This window comes from Geobacter sulfurreducens PCA (assembly GCF_000007985.2).
Classification (GTDB): domain Bacteria; phylum Desulfobacterota; class Desulfuromonadia; order Geobacterales; family Geobacteraceae; genus Geobacter; species Geobacter sulfurreducens.
Genome location: NC_002939.5, coordinates 1,246,826 through 1,271,855, shown reverse-complemented (window position 1 = coordinate 1,271,855; position 25,030 = coordinate 1,246,826). Strand labels below are relative to the sequence as shown.

Below are 25,030 nucleotides of genomic sequence, written 5' to 3'. Positions count from 1 at the left end.
GTTCCGAGGTGTTAAACGTGCTTTCCTTCGGGCTGTTCATGGAATATAATGAGCGGACTTTACGTCGAGGGCACCACACACCATGGCCGACGAACGACTCGAAGCGACCGGACTGCGCATTCTGGAGGACATAAGCGCCCTCATCCTCCACTCCCACGATCTCCAGGAAACTCTGGACAACATCGTTCAACTGGTCGCCAAGCGGATCGGCACCGATGTCTGCTCCATCTACCTACTGGAGCAGGATGGCGAAACCCTGCGACTGGCTGCGACCCGCGGACTCTCCAAGAGCTCCGTGGGGCGGATCACCATGAAGATATCCGAGGGGCTCTCGGGGCTCGTGGTGCAGCAGAAGGGGATCGTCGCCACCGACAATGCCCCCCTCCACCCCCGCTACAAGTATTTTCCCGAGACCAAGGAGGAGCGCTTCAACTCGTTCCTCGGCATGCCGCTGCTCCATCGGGGGAACCCCATAGGCGTCATCGTCATCCAGACCAGGGAGCAGCGGACCTTCCGCCAGGAAGAGGTCAGCACACTCTCCACCATTGCCTACCAGATCACGAGCATCGTCATCAACGCCAAGTTGCTGGACTCCATCCGCCGCAACGAAGAAGAGCGGGACCGCCTGGAGCGGGAGCTGGAAAAACTCAAATCCATTGGCGCGCCCCCGGGCAAGACGCGAAAGGCTCGCGGCAAGGAGCGCCGTTCGCTGCACCTGATGGGGACTCCCGTTTCTTCGGGTTTCTCCGTGGGCAAGGTAGCAGTCATCGACCATTCGGTGGCCGACGGCATGGAAGTGGCGACGGTGCGCCCCACCAACGAGGAGCGCCACCGCTTTCTCATGGCCCTGGAAAAAGCACGGATCGAAACCATCTATATGGAGAAGCGGGTGGCCGAGACCCTCTCCAAAGAGGATGCCGCCATCTTCCACACCCACCTGATGATCCTGGAGGACCGGGGGTTCATCGCCCGGGTCATGGATTTCATCGAGCAGGATTATGGCGCGGTGCGGTCGGTGAACGAGGCGGTTGCCCACTACGTGAACGCCTTTTCCCAGATGGAAGACCCCTACCTCCGGGAGCGCTCCGCCGACATGGAGGACATCCGCCGCCGGATCATCTCGTGCCTGGACGGCTCGTGCAAGCCCGTTCCCAAGCTCCGGGAACGGCGCATCATCGTGGCCCGGGAAATTCTCCCCTCCGACATGGCCACCCTCGACCACGACAAGATTCTCGGCATTGTGACAGAAAAAGGTGACGTGAACTCCCATGCGGCGATCATGGCCAAGTCCCTCGGCATCCCGGCGGTGGTGGGGGTGGGCGGAGCGCTGCAGAACCTCGGGCTCAAGGACGAGGTTATCGTGGACGGCAGCTCGGGGCATATCTACATCAACCCCAGCGCCAAGATCAAAGAGGAGTATGCGCGGCTGGAGGCCGACTTCAGCGTCAGGATGCGCGAGCTGGAAGAACTGCGGGACGTGCCCGCAGTGACCCTGGACGGCGAACAGGTGTGGTTGCGGGCCAACATCGGCCTGCTGAGCGACATCAGGATCGCACAGGCCAACGGCGCCGAAGGCGTCGGACTCTACCGGACCGAGTTCCCCTACATGACCCGCTCGGCCTTTCCTTCCCGGGACGCCCTGTTCAGCCTGTACCGGCGCGTCCTGGAGGGGTTCTCGCCCAACCCGGTTACCATCCGGACCCTGGACATCGGTGGCGACAAGACCCTCCCTTACTTCCCCATGCCCCACGAAGACAATCCGTTCATGGGATGGCGTTCCATCCGCGTGTCGCTGGAGCGGGAGGATATCTTCCGGGTGCAGTTGGCTGGGATCCTGCTGGCGTCTGCCCACGGGAAGATCAAGCTCATGTTCCCCATGGTGTCGAGTATCGGCGAAATCTGGCAGATCAAGAAAATCATGAACGAGGTACGCGGCGAGCTTACCCGCGAGGGGTTGCCCTTCGACCAGAACCTTGAACTGGGCATCATGGTGGAACTGCCGGCCGCGGTGCAGACGGCCCACATCCTGATCCGGGAGGTGGATTTCTTCAGCATCGGCACCAACGATCTGATCCAGTACACCATGGCGGCCGACCGTAACAATCCCAAGGTGAGCCGCTACTACGATCCCTACCAGCCGGCGGTGCTTCACTCCATCAAGCGCGTGGTCGACACGGCAACGGCTGCGGGCAAGCCGGTTTCCATCTGCGGCGAAATGGCGGCCGACCCCATCAATGCGGTGCTCCTCTTCGGTATGGGCATCAGGGAATTCAGCCTCTCGGCCCCCTCCATCCCGGTGGTGAAACAGACCATCCGTGCCCTTTCCAGCACCATGGCCGAAGAAGTGGCGCGGGAAGTACTGGCCCTGGAAAGCTCCGGCGCAGTAAGGGCCTATCTGCTCGACGCACGGGCGCGGCTCGGCCTCTGAACTCCCCCTTCAGTTCGCCCGCAGGGCGTCCACGATATTCATCCGCGCTGCCCGGAACGCCGGAAGCAGCCCCCCCACGAACCCCATGACCAGGGAAAACACCAGCGACGCCCCGATGATGCGTGGGGTAAGGGTAAAGCTGAACGCCAGCTCCGAAAAAGTCTGCCAGTTCATGGTTGAGATGGTCACCAGCTGCATGAACGAGGCGAAAAAGACCCCCACCACCCCTCCCAGCAACCCCAGAAACAGCGATTCCAGGATAAACGCCCCCAGAATGCTTCGCCGCTGGAAACCGAGTGCGCGCAACGTACCGATCTCGGTGATCCGGTTGGCCACGGCGGCATACATGGTGATCATGGCACCGATGACCGCGCCCAGGGAAAAAATCACCGTCAGTGTAACGCCCAGGATGTTCAGGAACGTGGCCATGGCTTCCGATTGGTCGGCATAGAAGCGGATCTCGCGCTTTGCCTCCACGGTGAGGCGCGGGTCCGCCTCCAGCCTGGCCTTGACGCGACCGAACTCGGCGGCATCCCTGAGTTTGAAGATGACCGACGAGTAGACCGGACGCCGGAAGGCCTGCATCAGCTGATCAACGTCCCCCCATATCTCCGAAGAAAACCCCGTGTTGCCGGCATCGAAGATACCCACCACGGTCCAGTCCCGCATGCCGAAGCGCAGGGTTTCGCCGATCCCTCCCCCCTGGAACCGCTTGGCGATGCTCGCCCCGGCGATAATCTCCGCCGAGCCGGGCCGGGGCATCCGCCCCTCCCGAAGCTTCACCTGGGGTCTCAGCAGAAGCGATGGCGCGCCGATGCCACGGATCACCACGTTGGACGGCTTTCCCGTTCCCCGCTTCGGCAGGCTGATGAGGACAACCAACTCCTTGGCCACCAACCGTTGTCCTTCCGCCATCGCCACCTCGGGCTGGGTCTCCACGATGGCCGCCTGGGATCGGTCCACCCCGCTCTGCACCTCTGTCTGGGCGGACTTGCGGATCACCACCACGTTGTCCCACGAGCCGGTGTCCACCAGGGTCTTGCGCAGGCCCTCGGAGAGCATAAGAGTCGCCGCGAACACGAAGACCACCAGCGCCATGCCCGATGCCGTCAGCACGGTAGTGAGGCGCCGGGTCCAGAGATTGCGCAGGCTGTAAGAGTAAGGGATTCCCACTATCCGACTCTCCTGAGACCCTCGGCGATACGGATGGTCACCCCGCGCCAGGTGGGGAAGATGCCGGCCACCGCCCCCACGATGAAGGCTGCCGCCAGGTCCATGCAGATGGTGGACGGGGCCACGGTGAACACGGGAAAGAACTGGGACAGCTCGGTTTCGATCCAGCGGGCCGCGGGAAAAGTGAGGATTACCCCGGTCACTCCGCCCGCCATGGCGATGACGAGCGATTCGCCGAAGATCACTCCCGCGATGTGGAGCCCGCCGAAGCCGAGGGTCTTGAGGGTGGCGTACTCGGGAATCCGCTCCCGGGCCGTCATGGCCATGGTGTTTGCCGCCACGACCATGATGATGACGATTACCACGTAGGAGACGATCTGGATGGCGATGACGATGGCCTCGGTCATGGACACGAAGCTCATCTGGAATGCCCGTTCCGTCTCGGTCAGGGTCTCTGCCAGGGAATTCCTGAAGGTGGCATCCACGGCCAGGGAGACCTCCGCCGCCTGATCGGGCTTTTTCAGCTCGATGATGTAATACCCCGCCTGATCGGCCCGCCGGGGCACCGTTCGCCGCATGACCTCGTTCAGGTAATCCCAGTGGAAGAAAAACTGGGTTTCATCGGTGCTCTTTGCTGCCCCATGGTAGATGCCCCGGATGACAAACTCCCATTGCCCGGGGAAGATGGTCCCCCGGAGCATCACCTGATCCCCCACCTTCCAGCCGAAACGCTCGGCGGTCTTGGCTCCCACCATGGCCCCTTTCCGGTCCAGGAGGAATGACTTCAACTCCACGGGGTCGACCCGGTACTCCGGGTACATGGCCAGGAAACTGCGGGGCTCTACGGCAAAACTGGGGAAAAAATTCTTCTCTTCCTTGTAGATGCCGCCGAACCAGTTGCCCCAGGAAACGTCGCGAACCCCCGGCACTTGGCGGATCCGGTCTTTGTAGGAAATCGGGAGGGGGAAAACGAGGGAGATGGAGTTGCGCGTAATGAGACGGGAGGCCGAGGACGCCTCAACCCCCGCGTACCAGAGGTCCACCAGTGTCCGCAACAGGCCGAAGGCCACAATGGCGATGGCAACCCCCACGATGGTAAGCCCCGTCCGGAGCTTGTGGCGAAAGGCGTTGCGGATGAGGAGCTTGATGATGAACATCGGCTAGCCGGCCCCGTCGGTCAGTTCACCCTTCTCCAGGTGGAGGAGCCGGTGGGCCTGCTCTGCAGCCCGGGGATCGTGGGTAACCATGATGATGGTCTTGCCGAACCCTGACACCAGGCGTTCCATGAGGGCCAGCACCTCTCCTGCCGAAACCCGGTCCAGGTCACCGGTGGGTTCGTCAGCCACCAGAATATCCGGATCGGTCACCATGGCCCGGGCAACGGCCACGCGCTGCTGCTGTCCCCCCGAAAGCTGGGAGGGGTAGTGGTCCATCCGGTCGGAGAGCCCCACCAGCGAGAGTACGGTTTCCACATGCTCGCGCCGTTGCCGCCGGGAAAGCCCCGTCAGGAGCAGCGGCAACTCCACGTTTTCGAAGGCCGTCAATACCGGAATCAGGTTGTAGAATTGGAAGATGAACCCCACGTGCGCGGCTCGCCAGGAGGCCAGTGCGGCCTCGGAGAGGGTCGTGATCTCCACGCCGCCTATGGTGATGGTCCCCGCGTCGGCCTTGTCGATCCCTGCAACCAGGTTCAGGAGCGTGCTTTTACCCGAGCCGGACGGTCCCATGAGCGCCAGGAACTCCCCGGCGGCAATGTCCAGGGTAATGTCCTGGAGGACCGGGATCAGTTGCGCCCCCCGGCGGTAGGACTTGGAAAGATTGCGGATGGCGACGATGGGTTCCCGCGTTTCGCTCATCTACTTCTCCGCCGTTTTGACGCGGGTGCCGTCCTTGAGCTTGTCCAGGGGCTTGACGACGATCCTGTCCCCGGCCTTGGCGCCGGAGACAACCTCCACCATGTCTCCCTGGCGGGCGCCGAGGGTCACGGGCACGGCGGCCACCCGGTCTCCCTTCAGAACGAAAAGGACCTTGCGGCCGTCCCGATCGGCCACGGCGGCAGGATTCACGGCGGTCTTCGGCTTCTCTTCCCCCGCGGCCACCGGCCGCTCCAAAAATGCCACCTTGGCGCTCATCTCGGGGAGGATACGAGGGTCAAGTTTCTCAAAGCGGACCTTCACCAGAACTGTCGCCTTGGAGCGATCAGCCGTGGGGACGATCATGTGGACGAAGCCCCGGAAGCGCTCATCCGGCAAAGAGTCGAGCTGGATCTCGCACGGCTGTCCCTCCTTGACCTTGGCCAAGTTGGATTCAGAAACATCCGCTTCTACCTGGAGCGATGCCAAGTCTGCGATGCTGACCACGGCGGCCTTGGCGTCGGCAGCGGCGCCGATGGGGGTGACGATGTCGCCCACGTCCGCATTCTTGGTCAGGACCACGGCATCGAAGGGGGCGCGGATGAGGGAATACTCCAGGTTCACCTCCGCCCCTCGCAGGGCGGCCGAGGCGGCGCGGATTGATGACTCGGCGGCGGTCACTGCGGCCCGGGCCCGGAGGAAGCGGGCCTCTGCCGCGTCAAAATCGGCCTTTGCCACGATCCCCTCGCGCACGAGCTGCTTCTGCCGCTCATAGGCCTGGCTGGCATCGGTCAGCTCGGCCCGGGCCTGGTCCAGGCTCGCCCGGGCCGTGCCCAGGTTGGCGGCCGCCTGATCCCGGCCGGCAGCGGCATCGTCGCTCTCCAGCCGGGCCAGCACATCTCCTTTGCGGACCCTGCTCCCCTCCTCTACGCCGAGCCAGACCAGCCGGCCAGTGAGCTTCGCAGCAACGGCCGCCTTACGCTGGGCCACCACGTATCCGCTGGCGTTGAGCAGGGTAAAGGTCTGGGACGGGTACACCTGGGTCACCGTGCCGGTTTCAACGGTCACGGCCGGAGTGAGAACGCCGGTTGCGAACAGGACCAGCAGCAGCGCAAGGGCAACGGCCGCCCCGATCCAGTAGAGGGGCCTGCGCCGGGCAGCGGGGCGGAGTGCCGCCGCTTTGTCGATTTTCAGTTTCTGCAGATCCTCATGACCCATGGCATGGACTCCGAACGGAGAAAGTGGCGGCCGGATGCGGTGCCGGCGCATCGCAACACCATACCACCGGTCGGCAATCTACTCAACCACCTCGATGACCCCCTCCATCCCCTTTTCGCGATGGCTGGCGAAGAAAAGAAGCTTCTTGTCGCAGTACATGGGATAGACCCCCACCTTGGTGGGTGTGAAGCGGACCGCCTGTGCATCCTTCTTCAGATCGATGCGAAAATCCATGCCCGCCTCCGGCGCCTTCACGATCAGGTCATGGGGAACGACGCGGGAGTCGTTGGTTGCCGTGATCTCAACCGGCACATTCACCTTGACGATGATATGGTTGGGCCGGTAGTAGTACTCGCCCCCGACTATCCGCACCCGCTGCACGCCATCGTCTCCGATAGTGGCACGGAATTCCACCTTTTCACCCGCGCCGTTTCCCAGGGCAGGCACCACTCCCACGAATAAGACCATGACAATCAGCAGAAGCCGTTTCATGTCGCGCCCCCCTATCCCTTCAGCTTTTTCATTATCTCCCGCATGAAGGCCGGAAGATCCGCCGGCTCGCGGGAGGTGATCAGGTTGCCGTCCACCACCACTTCACTATCCTCGTAGAGGGCGCCCGCGCCGCGCAGCTCATCGGCCACCGAGCGGTAGCAGGTGGCGCGCCTGCCCGACAGGAGTCCGGCGCTGACCAGCGTCTGGGGACCGTGACAGATGGCGGCTACCGGCCTGACATGGGCAAAGAAACTCCGGCATATCTCCAGGGCCGCCGGCTCCCGCCTCACGGCAGCAGGTGCTTTTCCCCCCGGCAGAATGAGGATGGTGTAGTCGTCGGCAGCGACCTCGGCAAGCGCCAGGTCAGCTGTCACCGCATAGCCGTGCTTGCCCGTGATGGTGCCGCGGGCCGGGGCCGCGATCCGGACCGGAATCCCCTCTTCCAGCAGGCGGTAGTAGGGGATGAGAAGTTCAGAATCCTCGAACTGGTCGGCACTGATGATGAGTCCTTTCATGGCTGTCACCTCCTGTGGTCCCGCCGCGGCCGGTCGGCACGCTCCCGATTGCCGGAAGAAAAAAGGGGGCGCCGTAAGCGCCCCCTGTGTCCGATCTGAACTGGGTTATTTCAACCGTGCCTCGGCGGCCTTCCAGTCGATATTCTTGAAGAAGGCCTCGATGTAGTCGGGACGCTTGAGACCGTAATCGAGCATAAAGGCATGCTCGAAGACATCCATGATCAGGATGGGAGTGCAGCCGGCCGGATGAGCAACGTCGTGCTCGTTGACCCAGAAGTTAATGAGCTTGCCGGTGGCCGAATCCTGGTAGAGCACTGCCCAGCCGATACCCCGCATGGCGCCGGTGGCCCGGAAATCCTTCTCCCACGCCTCATAGCTGCCGAAGTCGGCAACAATTTTCGCGGCCAGCTTGCCGGCCTGGTCGATGGCACCGTTGCCGCCGAGATTCTCGAAATAGAACTCGTGGAGCCGCATGCCGTTGAACTCCCATCCCAGGCGCCGCTTCAGCTCCGCATACTCGGGAGTGGCAGTGGCACCGTCGGCGAGCATTTTGGCGAGGATGTCGAGCACCTTGTTCGTATTGGTCACATAACCCTGATAAAGGGTGAAATGGTTCTTCAGGAGAGCCTCGCTGAATCCCGCCATCCCGATCAGTTTCGAATAGTCTTTTGCTTCATAGGCCATGGTTGCTTCCTCCTTGACAGGTCTTGATTGGATCACATGCCAACGGGCACGGTCTCAACCTTACCATGAATCCAAAAAAGGTCAACCCAAAAAAGATAAAATCGGTCCTCTTTATCCGTTCTGTGCCGACGAGCCGTCCAGCGGGGTCAGCGCTCCTCGAACTCGGCCGCAACAATAGTAACGTCGGGGCGCTCCTCGGCGATCCGGTCCTCCAGGCGTTCAAGGAGATGCCGGCCGGGAGACCGGTCACCCGTGACCGTTGCGAAGGCGAGCACCGCCTCGTCCGGGACATCCTGGAGGTCCACCTCGGCGGCGGACACGTTGAAGTCCTGCCTCGCCCGGGCCAGGATGCTCTTGACGATCCCCCGCTTCCCCTTGAGGGAATGGCTCGGCAGGTGAAGGTGAAGACAGAGCGAGTGAACGAACATGGTGCGAGCTCCGGAACGTACTATGCTATGATTCTCAAAACTCCGCGTGGCGCGGGGTACGGGGGAACGGGATCACGTCGCGGATATTCTCCATGCCGGTCAGGTACATAATGAGACGCTCGAAACCGAGGCCGAAACCGGCGTGGGGAGTCGAGCCCCAGCGGCGGGAGTCCAGGTACCACCAGAGGCTCTCGGGAGCAATGCCGCCCTCGCGCATGCGGGATTCCAGAAGATCGTACCGCTCCTCCCGCTGGCTGCCACCGATGATCTCGCCCACCTTGGGGACCAGCAGATCCATGGCCGCCACGGTTCTGCCGTCGTCATTCCGGCGCATGTAGAAGGCCTTGATCTCCTGAGGATAGTTGACCACGAAGACCGGCCCGCCCACCACCTGCTCGGTCAGGTAACGCTCATGCTCGGTCTGGAGGTCGAGACCCCACTCGACCGGGTACTCGAAGGGGACCGCGGCCCGCTTCAGGTGCTCGATGGCCACGCCGTACTCCATCATGGCAAAGGATGAACCGGCCACCTGCTCTACCCGGGCGAGTAGCCCACGGTCCACGTGTTCGTTGAAAAAGGCCATGTCCTCGGCGCAGTTGTCCAGAACGTGGCGACACAGGTAACGGAAAAAATCCTCGGCCAGCGCGGCATCGTCCCTCAGGTCGGCAAAGGCCATTTCGGGCTCGATCATCCAGAATTCGGCGGCATGGCGGGGAGTGTTGGAATTTTCAGCCCTGAAGGTAGGCCCGAAGGTGTAAATATCGGAAAATGCCTGGGCAAAGAGTTCACCCTCAAGCTGGCCGCTGACGGTGAGCCCCGCCTGGGCCGCGAAGAAATCCTGGCTGAAATCGACCGCGCCGTCCGCCATGGGTGGGGCCGACGGATCGAGAGTGGTGACCCGGAACAGTTCGCCTGCCCCTTCGCAGTCGCTGGTGGTGATGATAGGGGTATGGACGTAGAGAAAGCCCCGTTCGGCAAAGAAACGGTGAACAGCCTGGGCCAGCGACGAGCGGACGCGGAACACCGCGCCGAAGGTGTTGGAGCGGGGACGCAAGTGGGCAATGGTCCGCAGGTACTCGAAGGTGTGGCGCTTCTTCTGCAGGGGATACTGTTCGTCGGCGCCTCCGACCACGACCACCTTCGTCGCGTGGAGTTCGACGGCCTGCCCCGCGGCCGGCGATTCGGCAACGATCCCCCGGACCGCCACGGCGGCGCCGGTGCCGATGCCCCGCAGCTCATGGTAGTTGGCGAGTCCCGGTTCGGCCACCACCTGGAGACTCGCCAGACACGATCCGTCATTCACCGCAAGAAAGGCAACCCCCTTGCCGACGCGACTCGTCCTGACCCACCCCTTGACGATCACTTCCGTACCGGCTGGTGTTCCGGCCAGTATCTCCCGTATCCGTATCCGCTCGTTCATGGCGTGTCCCCTACCCATTTGACTTGCCCTTCCCCTTCGGTATAGTCTGGAGGAACGACGAAGCCAATTGTACAGCAAAGGAGAAGAGATTCATGCGTAAAATATTCACTGCGGCATGCGTTCTGGCGATTGCGGCTCTGGCCGTGCCGGTTCTGGCTGCCGACGTATCTCCCACCCAGAGCAAGATCGACGCGTCCGCCAAAAAACAGACCTACCCGAAGGTGGTTCTCTACTCGGTGGCGTGGTGCCCCCACTGCAAGGAGGCCAAGGAGTACTTCACAACCAAAAACATTCCGTTCATCAACAAAGACGTGGAACTGGACGCCACGGCGATGGAAGAGCTGACGAAGAAATACAAGAGCCAGGGCGTGCCGGTGATCATCATCGGCAATGACAAGGTGCTCAAGGGGTTCAGTCCCGAAGCATTCGAAAAGGCGGTAAAAGAGGTCCAGTCCAAGAAATAGTACCGTTTGTCGGAGATATTCCGAAACCTAAAGGGAGCCGTTCGGCTCCCTTTTTCGTTGCACTTCTCATCGCCACCACCAGCTGGCCCGCAGTAACCCATTGACTCTTCGGACAATCAACGTATTATTAAAATGCATACATTCAAAATCTCATACCATTTCTACCCAGGACGGGTCATCTGCACCGGCACGGCGCAGTGGGAGGCTTTCCATGAACGGAAAACGAGCCAAAAGGACACTTGGCGCCTTTACCGGCAAACGCAGCACCTTCAGAAAACTGGTTTCTCTCAGCGCAGCACTGACCCTCTCTCTCCCGCCCCAGGCCTTCCCCGCCCAGATCGTTCCCGATGGCAGAACCGGCACCTCCCTCACCATCAGGGACAACGTCACTGACGTCACCACCTCCACCGTCCGTGGCGCCAATGCCTACAACTCTTTCCAGACCTTCGACGTCTACCGGGGTAACGTGGTCAACCTTCACGTACCGGACAGCGCCGTCAACCTCCTGAACCTGGTCCACGGCCAGGCAAGTACCATCGACGGCATCCTCAACGCTTACAAGGACGGCCGCATCGGCGGTAACGTCTTCTTCGCGAACCCCTACGGCTTTCTGGTCGGCGCGTCGGGAAGCGTCAACGTCGGCGCCCTGTCCGTCATGACGCCCACCACGTCATTCATGGAGAGCTTTTTCCTGGCCCCCGGTGTCCCCTCTGAAAGTGCCGCCGCCATGATGCTGAACGGCACAGTCCCCATAAACCCCGACGGGCTCATTTCGATCAGGGGGCAGATCAATGCCCTCGGCACTATTCGCCTCAGCGGCGGCAGCGTCGTCAACAGCGGAACGATCACTTCCACCGGCACCTACGGGACAGCAGCCGACACGGGTTCGCTCTTCAGAGCCATGGTCAACGCGGACGGACTTGAAAGCGGCAACAACATCGTCGCGCGCAACGGCGGCATTGAAATTGTGGCTGCTCAAAGCGTCGAGAACTATGGATCAATTTACAGCAAGGGCCAGTCGCTCCATCTCCAGGCCGGCACGGAACTGATCGTGGCGGATGGCGAAACGATCTCCACCCGGAAGATCGAGGGCGATCCCTCCGATGCCGCCGTGCACCTGTTGACCGATAATTCGAGCGGCAACTCGGGCAACCTGACCCTTGAGGCGCCAACCATCACCCTGGGCTCCGGCGCCCGGCTGCTGACTCATGCCAGCGGCGACTACCTTGCCGGCAACATCGAGCTCCTTGCCGGGCAAAACATCACTCTCAATAACGGCGCCCGTCTCCTGGCCGGCCATGCCAGCGACCCGGCCAAGGGAGGCGATGTGCTGCTCAAGGTATCCGCTATCAACGCCATCGGCGCATCACGCACCGCAGACGCCGGCATCAGGGCAGTGAACTCCGTCATTCGCGGCCGGAACGTGACCCTGTCGTCCATTGCGGACACATCCCTGATCGTGCATCTGCTGGAACAGAACCCGACCCTCTCGCTGGATGAGGCACAGGCCTATCTGAACAGCGAACTGGACGACCTGGTGTCCGACGGACCCGGCGGCGAGTACCTGGCAGTCACGACCAGCGCCACGGCCAAGACCGAGCTGTACGGCACAACTATCGAAGGGACCGGCGCGGTAACCATCGAGGCAAAGGCCGGCGCCCGGGCCGGGTTCAAAAAGAACGCCGTCGCCGAAGTGATCATCGACGACCTGCGGGACGCCGACCAGGCCACGGTTCTTGCGAAAAGCTACATCAGGGGCAATAAGGTCTCCATCACCAGCACCGCCGACACCTCGCTTACCTTCAACGTTCTTGGCAGTGTTCTGAAGCTGACCGACCAGAGTTGGTTGCCGGATCCGGTCACGGGCGAGCTCCAGCTTCTCAATGATCAACTCTTCGACTTCAGCGAAATACCCCTGGTATCCCTCTCAACTGCCACGGCGCACACAACTGTCGGCGGAGCCACCTTCATCAGTGCCGGGGACACGCTTACCATCAGCTCCGAGGGCATATCAGCGGCAAAACCCACCTTTTCCAGCCCCCTGCTCTTCTCGGCGGCATGGGGCGAATCCACCGTTGAAGCAAAAACCCTGGTGAATGGAACAACGGAACTGTCCGCCGCCAACAAAGCAACAGTCAAGGCGACCACCGACGTCGAGATTAATGTGACTGCCGACGTAAACTCTACCAACAAACCCGTTGATGCCGTATTCGTTCATGCGAAGAATACCGCCGTCACCACATCCCTGGTGGGAAACGATACCACCACCACAGCCGGGGCGGTTGAGGTGAACGCAGCAGCCACGGCGGACATCTCGGCCAATGCCCTGGCCAAAAACGCCGGGGGAAGCGGCGTGGGCATCGCCGTGGCGGTCAATGAGTCGACCACGACGACGACGGCAACCCTTGGCGGCAACGTTACCGCCGACGCCGGCAACGTCACGGTGAAAGCCACCACGGACATCACCAAAAATAACACCGGCGCCGACGCGGCGACGCTGGGCAACCCGAACACCATCTCGGCCAGAATTACCGACTTCCAGGCCGGGATCAAGCGAAACGTCACCAAAGGCATCATCGACGCCACCGGCCTGCTCAAGCCGGAAACCTCCGAGCGCATTACCGGCTTCATCTTCCCGGGCATCAAGGAAGGCACGTTCAACCTCTCGGGAGCGGTTACCTACAGCAAGTCCGTGAATACCACCACCGCGGCCATAGCCCCGGACGCCACGGTACAGGCTCAGGGAAACATCGACGTCACCGCCCGGATCGATGATCGTCCCAACGCCAGCGTCGGCTCCAAGGCCACCTCTACCGGCACTGCCATCGGCGGGGCGGCCGTTATCGCCGACTTCACCAACAATGCCAGCGCCAGCATCGGGACCGGCGCTTCGGTCGACGCCACGGGAAGCCTGCTGGTCGATGCCCAGACCGTCGTCCCTTACCCCTGGCAGATCGATTGGGACTCGCCAGTTACGATCCTGAATCATCTCCAGGACGGAATTCTCGACCTGCTGCTCACCTCCTACGCAATCAACTCGGCTGGCGGGAAGAGCGGCATGGGCCTGGCAGCGGCGGTCAGCGTCTTTAACCTGGAAAACAATGCCAACGCATGGATCGACGAAGGGGCTAGGATCAACACCGTTTTCGACAAAGACGCCATGACCCTGCCGAACCAGATCGTCACCGTGCACGCGAAAAACGACATCAGCACCGTCAACGCGGTGGGGCTGCTGTCGAAGAAATTTCTCGGCACCAGCGGCGGCAAGGCGGCAATCGGCGGCTCGGGCAATATTATCGACATCAGGGAAAACGCGACGGCAACCATCCGCGGCGATTCCGTGGTGAAATCCGAGTCTACCATCGATGTCAAGGCGGAGAACGTGAACCACCTGGTCACCGTGACCGAGGCCGGCGGTTCGTCGGACCAGGTGGGAGTTGAAGGGGCGGTTTCCATAAACACCATCACCGGCGGGGCAGTGGCGGCCATCGACGATGATGCCGATGTGGACGCCGGAGGCAATATCAGCGTTGAGGCCAAGGGAACTGCGAAGACCATTTCCGTGGCCGGCGGCGTGGTGGCCACCAAGGGCCAGGTCGGCATCGGCTTCGCCGTGTCGCTCAACACCATCGATACCGATGCTTCGGCTTACATCGGCAACTACGACCCGCTACAGCAGGATGATGTACCTGCCTTGGGCCAGGTCAGCACTGACGGCTCTCTGACGGTCAAGGCAACCTCCTCCAATGAGATCGGGGCCTATTCCGTGACTGGAGCCCTTGCCACCAACAGCACGGCCCAGACCGAAGTCCCCAAGGATGCTCAGGAAACGAAGGATGGCGCCGGCAGCGTGGCCGGTTCCAGCGGCAGCGGCAAAGGCACGTTCGGCATTGCCGTGTCGGGCGATGCGTCGGTAAACGACATCACGTCCGACACCCTGGCCTACATCAGCGACGGCGCCACGGTAAGCCAGGCCGGCAACGCCACCCTGAGCGCCACCAACACCCTGGCCGTCAACGCCCTAGCCGGCGCCGTAACGATCTCCACTCAGCAGGAAGGCAACGGTCTGGCAGGTTCCTACTCGCAGAACACCCTGGGCGGCACGACCGCCGCCTACCTGGATGACGCATCGCTTACCATCAGCGGAGACCTGGACATGGATGCCCAGGTGAACGGTGAGATCAATACCATCTCGGCCTCGGTCCAGGGCACAAAGGGGAAGGTGGGGGTTGCCGGTTCGGTGTCGGTCAATGAAATTACCAACACAACCCAGACATACCTGACCGGGAGTACGGTCCGAGGAGTCGAGGCTGTGGACCTGACCGCCCGGGACGACTCGATCATCAAATCCATCGCCGGCGCCGTGTCCTATGGCGGCAAGGCGGGAATCGGCCTCTCCTTCGCCTGGAACAGCCTGGACAACCTGACCCAGGCGTATGTGGATACATCCGCCCTGACCGCCACTGGGGACATCACCGTCTCGGCCACCACCAACAACGCCATCGACACCATCTCCGCCGCCCTCGGGGCCAGCACGGGGGACATGGCCGGCGAGGCCGCGGTGTCGGTCAACACCCTCAGCAACGAGACCCATGCCTGGATCTCCGGCCAGAACAACGGCAGCGGCGTCGAGTCAGTCGGCAGCATTTCCCTTGCCGCCGACGACCAGTCGCGGATATTTGCCATTGCCGGCGGGCTCGCCGCCACCTCCGGCAAGGCGGCCTTCGGCCTCTCCTTTGCCTGGAGCGATGTGAGCAACATTGTTGATGCCGGCATCCGGACCGGCGCAGACGTGGAATCTACCTCGGGTAACGTGGAGGTTGCGGCCGATTCCACCACTCGGGTGCAAGCCTTTGCCGTGGGAGGGAGCTTCGCAAGCAAGGTGGGCATCGGCGGATCAGTATCGGTGGCAGAAGGCACCAACAGCGTGACCGCCACCATTGACGGCACGTCCGGCGTAACCGCCGACGGCAACGTGCTGGTCACCGCTTCGGACGACGTGGATATCTTCAGCCTGGCGGGCAACGTGGCTGGCGCGGGCAGCGCGGCCATCGCCGTCGCCAACTCCACGCTCGTCACTCATAACCTCGTGGAAGCGACCCTTGGCGCCGGCGCCACGGTCAGTGCCCGCGGCAACGGCACTGCGGGCCGGATCTATACCGGCGACAAGGACGCCTCGGGGAACCGGACAAAAGAAGATGTAACCGGGCTGGCGGTTTCAGCCGCCTCCTTCGAAAATCTCCAGACCATCGCTGCCGGCGGAGCCGGCGGCGGCAAGGTGGGCATTGCGGGTTCGGCCACCGTCACCGTCCTGGACGAAAAAACTTACGCCACCGTCGGCCAAGGCGCACACGTGAACGATGCCGATGACGGCGATGCCGCCCAAAACGTCCTTATCCGGGCATCGGACAGGACCGGCCTGCTCGGCGTGGCCGGGGCGGTGGCTTTCGGCGGATCGGGTGGAGTCGGAGCTGGGGCCGACGTGGGGGTAATCACCAAGGACACCGAGGCAAGCATCGCCTCGTCCGCCCAGACGCCCACGACGGTCAAGGCAAAGGGGAACATCGTCGTCACGGCCGACAGCAGCGAAGATATCACCTCGGTGGCGGCCTCGCTCTCTGCCGGCGGGTCGGCCGGCATCGCAGGGTCGGCATCGGTCTATGATCTGGGGCTGAACACCGCCGCCACCATCGGCAACAGCGCCGTGGTGCGCGCCGATGGCAGTGTCGCAGTCAGCGCCCATGACGGCACCGAGATGGACATGATCGCCGGGAACGGGGCCTTTGGGGGGACCGCCGGCGTCGGCGCCTCGGCGGCGGTGCAGGTGATCACCAAGACCGTTATCGCCGCCATCGGCGAACAGGCCGATGTAACGGGACGTGGAACAGGGGATGGGGTCGTGGTTGCCGACGGCGGGTTTGCCGTGTCTTACGGAGCCGATTCCGGCGACGAGGGGGAAATCCGCGCACCCACCACCAATGGCTCCGGCAGCGACAGTGGTGCCCTGACCGGCCAGCGCTCCGCACCCCCCAGCACCAGGACGGTCAATGGAGTTGCGGTGACCGCCACGAATCAGGACGATATCGAATCGATCTCCGCAACCGGCTCCATCGCGGGGACAGCGGCAATCACCCTGGCCGGCAACGTCAACGCCATCACAACCACCACCTCAGCCACCATCGGCACGGGGGCCACGGTCAACCAGGATACCGCCGCAGCCGACGCCGGACAGTCGGTCCTCGTGGCCGCCGGAAACGACTACTACCATATGGGAGTGGCCGGATCGGGCTCCGGTGCCGGGGCGGTAGGCATCGGCGTCGGGGCCGATGTGACCGTGGCGAACCTGACCACCACGGCGGACATCGGCGAAGGCGCGCTGGTCAGTGCCGCAAAGGACGTGGAGGTAAGCGCCCTGGCAGGAGAAGAGGTGCTCTCCATCTCCGCCAGCCTTGGCGTGGCGGGTACGGTCGGCGTCTCCGGCTCCGTATCCGTCCTGTCCATCGACAACACCACGAGTGCCGGCACCGGGACGGACTCGATGGTGGACGCGGGCGGCAACGTGCGTATTGCGGCCCGGGACGACACCGAAACCGACATGATCGCCGGCACCGTTGCCATCGGCATCGGGGGCGCCGGAGTCGGCGGAGCAGTGGGAGTCACTTCGGTGAGCAAGGAAACGACGGCGACCGTGGGGAGCAATGCCACGGTGAACGCCCGCGGCAACGACACCGGCTCCATGACCGCCTATACCGGCGATGACAGTGATACAACCGGGCAAATCAGGGGACTTTCGGTGGAGGCGGCCTCTTCCGAGGATATTTTCTCTGTGGCGGCCGCAGGTGCCGGCGGATTCTACGCCGGCGTATCGGGTGCGGTTACGGTGCAGACCGTTGATTCCGCTACCCGCGCCTCCATCGGTACCAATGCTTCCGTCAACGAAGGGGTCACGGATGGTCACGATGAGCAGGATGTGAACGTGAGCGCCCGCAACAGCGCCAGAACCAACGTCATAACCGGCGCGCTGGGGGTCGGTGCGCTGGGAGCGGCCGGCGGCGTCGACGTGGGCGCCATCAGGAACGACACCAGCGCGTCCATCGCCGATGGTGCCCAGATCTACGCCAACCGGGACGTGGAGGTCAATGCCCTCGCAAAAACCGAAATCGATTCGGTCGTGGTGAGTGCTGCCGGCGGTCTGGGAGCAATCGCCGGAGGGGTTGCGGTCTATTCGGTGGGGACCGGCCTGGAACAGGAGGCCAAAGATCAGCTGAAATCCGATGGCGGCGACTTCGCCGACGTCAATAGCTATGCCGACGACCAGGCCTCGGACAACAGTATCGGCACACTGCTCACCGGCTCCGGAGACAGCCGCATCCGGTCCATCGCCGCCGATGCCCAAGCCAAGCGCTCGGACGTTGCCGTCACTGATCAGTTGAATAATCAGACCCCACGCGGCACTGCCGCCTTCATCGGCGGGGCTGCAGTGGAGGCCGGACGCCATGTGGACGTGTCTGCCAGGCGGACGGTGGATGCCGACATCCTCGCCGGCGCAGCCGCGGGGGGAGCTCTGGGCCTCGGGGCCGGTATCGGCATAGTCAATGTCAGCGGTTCTACCCAGGCGTACATCCTCGGTTCCGGCCGGGCCAATGCGGCAGGCAACATCCTGGTTTCGGCCAACACCGACGCCACGGGCACCGTGGACGCCTATGTGGGCACGGGCGGCATCGTCGCGGTCAACGCCGCGCTGGCGATCTACAACGACACGGCAAGCACCTCCGCTTACCTGGGCGACGGCGGGGTAATCGACAGGGCCGATCAGGTCGACATCAACGCCACCGGTCTGCATACCGTAACGGCCCACACCTTCGGCGTCAGTGCCGGCGCCGCTGCCGGCGGTCTCTCCCTGGCAAAGGCCCGTGTCGGCGGCACAATCGATGCCTCGGTGGGCGAGGATACCCGGATCGGCCAGGACAGCCGTAACACGGGCGATACCGTTGGCAGCCTGTCCGTGAGCGCCCAGACCATCACCAACGGCACGGCCCGTTCCGAAGCCGCTGCGGGCGGCATCTTGTCGGGCCAGGGTTCCATTGCCACGGCAGACATCGGCCCCACGGTAACTGCCGAGATCGGCAACCGGACCGCCGCCCGCGTCGACACCGACGTGGCGGCAATGGCAACCGCCACCGTCACGGGCACGGCAACGGCCAACGGGGCCAGCATTGGAGCCCTCGGCGTGGGGGTCTCCGAGGCAACGGCTCGGACCATGCCCGTGGTCAGGGCCACCATCGGCGACGAGACGGTCATTACTGCGGGACAGGATGTAACGGTAAGCGGCACGGCGACCACTACCGCCACGACCCACGCTACTGCGTCTGCCGGGGCGCTGATCGGCATAGCCGGCACCACTTCAACCGCGACCGGCCTGCCGCAGGTGAACACTGCCATCGGCAGCGGCAGCACCATTGAGGCGGACAGAGCCGTATCCGTCACCGCAACCACCACCAACAGCGCATCTTCCGATGCCAGCGGCTGGATCGGCGGATTGGCGGCCTTCGGCTCCAACACAGCCACGGCCGTCACCGCAGTGCCGCTCTACGACGCCCAGGGGCGTTTCATCTCCTGGTTTGGCTCAACGACAGGTGCTCTCATCGGCGGCAATACGGCCATAACCACCGACAGCGTTAACGTGGCCGCCACCTCGTCCAATGTCGCCCTGGCCGACTCCCGGGCCGGTGCCGGCGGCGGCATAGCAGGGGTCACGACCAGGGCCGAAACTATCCAGGTCAACACCACTACCGCTGCCATCGCCGACAGCAGCGATGACAATGCCCGAAAGATCCATGCAACGAATAGTATCGCCATTACGGCAGATGCTCTGACTACCCTCAACGCTTTTGCCGACAGCTCAACGGCCGGCCTCGTGGGGGTGAGCGGCGCCCGGACCGACAATGCCGCAACGTCCGTGGTGGAGGCGTCGGTGGGAACCAATAACGCCCTCGAAGCCGGGACGGACCTGGCTGTCCTGGCCCTGAATGAGATCGTAAAGTACAGCCCGCAACGCCCGGCCAACCTCACATCAGGGGCGGGCGGGGTATTCGGCGGCGCCGCCGGGCAGAGTTCCACCTCCCTGAGCACCTTCACCACTGCTACCCTGGCAGGCAATACCATCAGCGGGTCGGACCAGACGATCAGCGCCGGCGGCGACCTGACGGTGGCCGCTGAAAACGCCGTGCTGGCCACAGACATGGCACAACTTTCCGCTGGAGGGCTCATCGCCGTCGCCGACGTGCGATCGGCCATCACCAGCGACAACACCGCCACGGCCACAATCGGAGCCAATGCGAACGTGCACGCCGGCAACGACCTGAACGTTCTGGCCAAGACCAACGCCAACGTCCAAACCACCACCAACACCAGTACTTGGGGATTCGCCGCCGGCGGCGATGGGACCGCACTCAACACCGTTGTGGCGGACAACGACGTGGTGGTCGGGACGAATGCCGCGCTCAGTGCCGACAACGACATCGACCTCTTTGCCGGCCAGGGGCTCTCGGATCTCCAGAACAGTCTCATCTCCCGGGCAGACGCCCGTTCCTGGGTGTCGGGGGCCATCCCGGTCAGCGACGTGACGGGATGGGCCTACCTCTATGACTTCAACGACATCCTTATCGACACCGGCTCGAACCTGAAGGCGGGCCGAGACATCAATCTGGGCGCCTTCAGCGGCCTTGCCACCGTCGAGGGATATGCCAAGGCCAAAAAGAAATCATACCTCCTCTTCGGCATACCCATCACCATCTACAGCAACGGAAGCCGGCGGAGCTGGTTCTTCAACCACGAGGGTACCGACGTCAGCGGCCCGTCCGTCACCGTGAACGGCACCCTGGAAAGCGGACTGAACCGCCACAAGACCCTGGTGATCGGACCGGACGGGACGGTGGTCGGAGGTACCCTTACCTCGGCTGACTACGAGCAGACCACCATTAACCTGCGGGACAAGGTGCTGGACAAGAAGGCCAAACTCGACGCCAAGATTGCCGAGATCGACCCTTCCGGCACGTATCCCAACCTGCCGGAAGGTGACAAGATCTTGTACGACGCCCTCAAGACCGAGGTGCAGATCCTGGAGCAGAAACTGGCAGAGTGGGAGGGGAAGAGCAACGCGGAACTTACGGTTCCCCTGATCGCGGTCAAGGACCTCATGACCGGGTCGGGCGACATCAATATCACCACAACGACCCTCAAGGGGACCGGGACCCTGAAGGTGCCGGGGACCGACTTCATGATCAGGATCGACAACAACTCTCTGGCGCATCTGGAGTTGAACGACCTGGAAATCCCCAAATCTGCCAGCGGCAATGTCAATCTAAACGGCAAGGCCATCACGTCCCACAGTTATGGCGGAGAGACGCTGCAGATCGTTGCCGGACAGAATCTGGGCCGGCGGATCGAGATCTTCAACAACGCCTATCTGGATGACTTCCCCGGGGCCCTCACCCCGTCCGATATCGTGTTGAAGGGCGACATCATCAACTACGGCGGCCGGGTTTCCATCCGGAACAACAGCGGCAGCGTCGCCGTCGGCGGCAACATTATCGCCGACGACCTGGACATGGTCATGCAGGGCGGCTTTGTCCGCGAGTGGCAGCCGGGCCTCTACCAGCCGGGCCACCTGATTGCCGGCAACAACATCTATATCAGCGGCGAGATACTGGACATCAACGACACCATCCAGAGCGGCATTCCTTACCGCTACATCACTATTCCCGAGTTCGATCCCGAAACACTCGGTCCGGACATGGTCATCCCGACCATCGGCGACGAGTTGAGCGTGGCCAAGTGGGACCCGGTAAACCAGCGGATCGTCATCTACCGGGTGGACTTCGGCGGCGGAAAGGTGGAACTGTTCGGCAATATCGTCAGCACGACCGGCACGGGCGCCCTGAAGGTCATGGACGGCTACGGCGAAATTGTCATTGAGAACCTCTCGTCCAGGGACGTGGTGATCAACACCCTGGACGTGGGACCGCGGGTCGACGGCCAGATCAAGATCGTCGACACCGGCCGCAAGTACACTGACAACGGCATCTACGTGGGGGACAACAACCAGCTCCTCACCCTGATCACCGGCAACGGAGACGCCCTCAACGTGTCCCAGGGATATCAGCTCTGGGACGCGGCGACCAGAAAATTTATCTATACCGAACTGGACAGCCACAAGGCTGACAGCCGGTCTTCATCCTATGCACCCCATGCCGGCGCGCGCGTCGCTACGTTCAGCGACTGGACCATCACCGAAAAGGATGTGGCAGCAGCTTGGGACAACTGGTGGACTACCCGCTTCACCGCCGGTAACTTCTGGCTCCAGTTCGCACTGATGGTGGATGCGGGCATGAAGCAGGCCATTCTCGACCAGTTCGGCAAGAAAGCGGACAATCCCATCGGCATCGAATTCCTGGGCAATCTGGACGAAGGGAGGATCAGCATCTTCAACAGCGGCGCCGCCGGACCCTCCGACATCTACCTGAACGGCTCCATCAGGAACACAGTCGGCAACGTGAGCATCAGGAACGACCGGGGCGGAATCTACTCTCTCAACGATACCTATCTGGTCACCGGCAGGAATATCGCCCTCACAGCCACGGAGGGGAGCATCGGCACCTTGGACCAGGGGATCAGGACCGACACGGTTGGCGGGAGTCTCAGGGCCACTGCCGGCGGCCTGATCAATGTGGAAGAGGTGGAGGGAGACCTGGTGATCGACACCGTCACCACCACGGGGGATGTGCGTCTCGTATCGGCAGGCTCACTCAGGGACGGTTCCGGAACCTCACCGTCCATCACCGGCACCAACATCTCTCTCACTGCCACGGCGGGCGGCATCGGAACCGGGGACAACGCCCTCGTGGTCAACGCCGACGGCATCCTGACCGCGGAGTCGCTCCACAGCATCTACCTGACGGAAAAAGAGGGGAATGCGCACATCAACCGGATTGCGTCCCGGGAAGGAGACGTGGTGCTTACCGTGGACGGCGGCCTTGAGGATTACAACTTCAACGAGGGCCTCGATGACGACACGAAGGACAAGCTCCTGACAACTTGGGACGACCTGAAACTGACCGACGACACGAAAGTCCAGCAATCCATCGATCAGTACAAGGAGCAGAAGAAAAGCCAGTATCAGGCGGCACACCGCCTCTCCGACAACGGTACCCCCTTTGATCCGAGCGACGACCAGTATGACGCCACCTACGATCCGTCATGGCAATACACCCTGACCGCCACGGAACAGAGTGAATTCAACGAGGGCGTCTGGACCGCCGATGAACTGCTCAACGCCAAGAACCTGACCACCATCCCCGAACTGGGCAAGACCGAGGTTCTCATCGAAGAGGCGAACGTCTCGGGCCGCAACGTCACCATCGTGACAGGGGCCGGTGTCGGCAGCGTCCTTGCCGACGAGGTGATTTCCGCCGACGCCATCAGCAACGGCACGGTGACTCCCGACCAGCGGATCATGGTCGCCCGTGCCGAGAAGGACGATATCACCATCGACAATGGCAACCTGATCGTGCAACTGAAGAACGACGTGGATGTGCGGGCCTCCCAGAGCGTGACCATCCAGTCCCGCGACCATGTCTACCTGGGAGCTGAAACGGATGTGAACATCGACCGGGTCGACGCAGGAAACGGGGATATCCGCCTGAAGATCGTAGGCGGAATAATCAACGGCCGCACCGATGACGAGGCAAACCTGATCGGCAGGGATCTCATCCTCGAAGCCTCTGCGGGTGGGGTCGGCTCCGCAGCCAGACCGCTGGTCACCGACCTGTCACTGGGAGGTGTGCTGACCGCCCGGGCGAGGGACGGTATCTTCATCAGGGAAGCGGGCGGCGACATCTCGGCCGACAGCATCATCAGCCAGAACGGCGCAGTGGAACTGACCGTCGCCAACGGGTCGGCCGCCATCGGCCAAATCTCCGCACCCGGACATGTCCTGCTCGAAGTATCCGGCAACATCGTTAACGGTCGGGATGACAACGGGGTCAACATCATCGGCGACGACCTGATCATCGAGTCCTCGGCAGGGGGCGCCGGCACATCGGCGAACGCGCTGGTCACTGACCTGTCCGGCAACGGAGTCCTGACCGCCTGGGTCCGCGACGATCTCTTCCTGGAAGAACGGAACGGCGACCTCACCATCGATACTATCGCAAGCACAAACGGCGCAGTGGAACTGTCGGTCGCCGCCGGCTCGGCCATTGTCGGCGGGATCACCGCCCCGCGCCGAATCCGGATGACCGCATCCGCTAACATCGTCAACGGCCGTGACGACGGCCGGGAGAACCTGATCACCGACGACCTGAGCCTTGAAGCGGCCGGCGGCAGTGTCGGCTCCGCGGAGAAGTTCATTGTCTCCCGCCTGCGGCCGGCGGGCATACTGACCGGGCTGTCACAGGACAGCTTCTTCCTTGAAGAACAAGGCGGCGGACTCACCGTCGACAGCGTTGTCAGCCAGACCGGGTCGGTGCACCTTACGGTGCCCGACGGGTCCGTCGACGCCGATCATATCTCCGCGCCCGGCACGGTTTCGATCCGGGCGAACGGTCCGCTCCTCACGGTCCACCGTGTTGACCCGACAGTACTCGACGTGCGCAACACCTTCTCCGGCGGGACCATCGTGGTGGGCCAAGCCGACGTTGCCGAATCGGTCATGGCCCGGGGCGACACGGTGCTCTTGGGAGAAATCCATCACACGGGGAGCGGGACGCTTCACTTCGACGTGGACGGCGGCAGCAAGACAATGGCGGACATGGTCCGAATCGGGACCGATTCGAACACCGCCATCGACTTTGATCATCTCTCGTCCGACACCGCCGTAATAACCGCCGATGTGGACAATCTGAGCCTCTTCGATACCCGTATCGGCAATCGGGGCGATTTCAGCAACAGCCTGTATCACGTTATCGTCGGCAACCGGGACAAAAGGGTTCGGCCGTGCCACCTGCAACTCTATGCCACGGAGCCTTTCTCCCTGACGATGACTGCCGACAAACGCTTCACGACCACCGCATTCGCTGTCAACTATGATCCTCACTTCGTGGTCAACGGGTTCAGCACCGAGAACAGCGTGGTCGGCACGACCGAAAAGATGATCTGGACCGGCAAGCGGCAGAACCGCCTGTACTACGACCCCATGGAACCGGGATCCCGCCCATGGCAGCGGCACATGGCGCCCTCCGGACATGACGCGGTGGATATTCAGCCCGGAGCGGTAGGCATCGACGCAAGCGATTCCCTGCTGGAAGCCGATACGGTGAAGGTACTCACCGGCAATACTGGTGCAAACCGTTAGGG

General features: G+C 62.7%; 12 protein-coding genes. 3 read left to right on the top strand and 9 right to left on the bottom strand.

From position 1 onward, the window contains the following. The first annotated feature begins 82 nt into the window (after window positions 1-82). Complete coding sequence (ptsP, locus tag GS_RS05835) at window positions 83-2,428, top strand: phosphoenolpyruvate--protein phosphotransferase (protein ID WP_010941826.1); 2,346 nt, start codon at window positions 83-85, stop codon at window positions 2,426-2,428. Window positions 2,429-2,437: 9 nt separating this feature from the next. Here the strand turns inward: ptsP and GS_RS05830 are convergent, their stop codons facing one another. The 9 genes from GS_RS05830 to asnS form a co-directional block, all read right to left on the bottom strand. Then, window positions 2,438-3,601: an ABC transporter permease gene (locus tag GS_RS05830; protein ID WP_010941825.1), complete on the bottom strand. Its 1,164-nt coding sequence runs from the start codon at window positions 3,599-3,601 to the stop codon at window positions 2,438-2,440. After that, window positions 3,601-4,758, bottom strand: a complete 1,158-nt coding sequence (locus GS_RS05825) for an ABC transporter permease (protein WP_010941824.1) — start codon at window positions 4,756-4,758, stop codon at window positions 3,601-3,603. The genes GS_RS05830 and GS_RS05825 overlap by 1 nt, the downstream gene beginning before the upstream one ends. 3 nt (window positions 4,759-4,761) lie before the next feature. Then, window positions 4,762-5,457: an ABC transporter ATP-binding protein gene (locus GS_RS05820; protein WP_010941823.1), complete on the bottom strand. Its 696-nt coding sequence runs from the start codon at window positions 5,455-5,457 to the stop codon at window positions 4,762-4,764. Then, window positions 5,458-6,672 carry an efflux RND transporter periplasmic adaptor subunit gene (locus GS_RS05815; RefSeq protein WP_010941822.1) on the bottom strand — a complete coding sequence of 405 codons (1,215 nt, stop codon included), beginning with the start codon at window positions 6,670-6,672 and terminating at the stop codon, window positions 5,458-5,460. A gap of 78 nt (window positions 6,673-6,750) precedes the next feature. Further along, the gene (locus tag GS_RS05810; RefSeq protein ID WP_010941821.1) at window positions 6,751-7,164 is read right to left on the bottom strand and encodes a hypothetical protein; all 414 of its coding nucleotides are present in this window, start codon (window positions 7,162-7,164) and stop codon (window positions 6,751-6,753) included. Window positions 7,165-7,175: 11 nt separating this feature from the next. Then, window positions 7,176-7,679 carry a type 1 glutamine amidotransferase domain-containing protein gene (locus GS_RS05805; protein WP_010941820.1) on the bottom strand — a complete coding sequence of 168 codons (504 nt, stop codon included), beginning with the start codon at window positions 7,677-7,679 and terminating at the stop codon, window positions 7,176-7,178. Window positions 7,680-7,784: 105 nt separating this feature from the next. Continuing rightward, the gene (locus tag GS_RS05800) at window positions 7,785-8,363 is read right to left on the bottom strand and encodes a superoxide dismutase (RefSeq protein ID WP_010941819.1); all 579 of its coding nucleotides are present in this window, start codon (window positions 8,361-8,363) and stop codon (window positions 7,785-7,787) included. Between the two features lie 146 nt (window positions 8,364-8,509). Then, window positions 8,510-8,791 (bottom strand): DUF503 domain-containing protein, encoded by a 282-nt coding sequence (locus GS_RS05795; RefSeq protein WP_010941818.1) that lies wholly within the window; start codon window positions 8,789-8,791, stop codon window positions 8,510-8,512. Window positions 8,792-8,825: 34 nt separating this feature from the next. Continuing rightward, on the bottom strand, window positions 8,826-10,211 hold the full coding sequence (asnS, locus tag GS_RS05790) for an asparagine--tRNA ligase (RefSeq protein WP_010941817.1): 1,386 nt from the start codon (window positions 10,209-10,211) through the stop codon (window positions 8,826-8,828). Window positions 10,212-10,303: 92 nt separating this feature from the next. Here asnS and GS_RS05785 point away from each other — a divergent pair, with 92 nt between their 5' ends. Then, entirely contained in the window at window positions 10,304-10,675 is a 372-nt protein-coding gene (locus tag GS_RS05785) for a glutaredoxin domain-containing protein (protein WP_010941816.1), read from the top strand. 211 nt (window positions 10,676-10,886) lie between these two features. Next, complete coding sequence (locus GS_RS05780) at window positions 10,887-25,028, top strand: leukotoxin LktA family filamentous adhesin (RefSeq protein ID WP_010941815.1); 14,142 nt, start codon at window positions 10,887-10,889, stop codon at window positions 25,026-25,028. The last annotated feature ends 2 nt before the right edge of the window (window positions 25,029-25,030 follow it).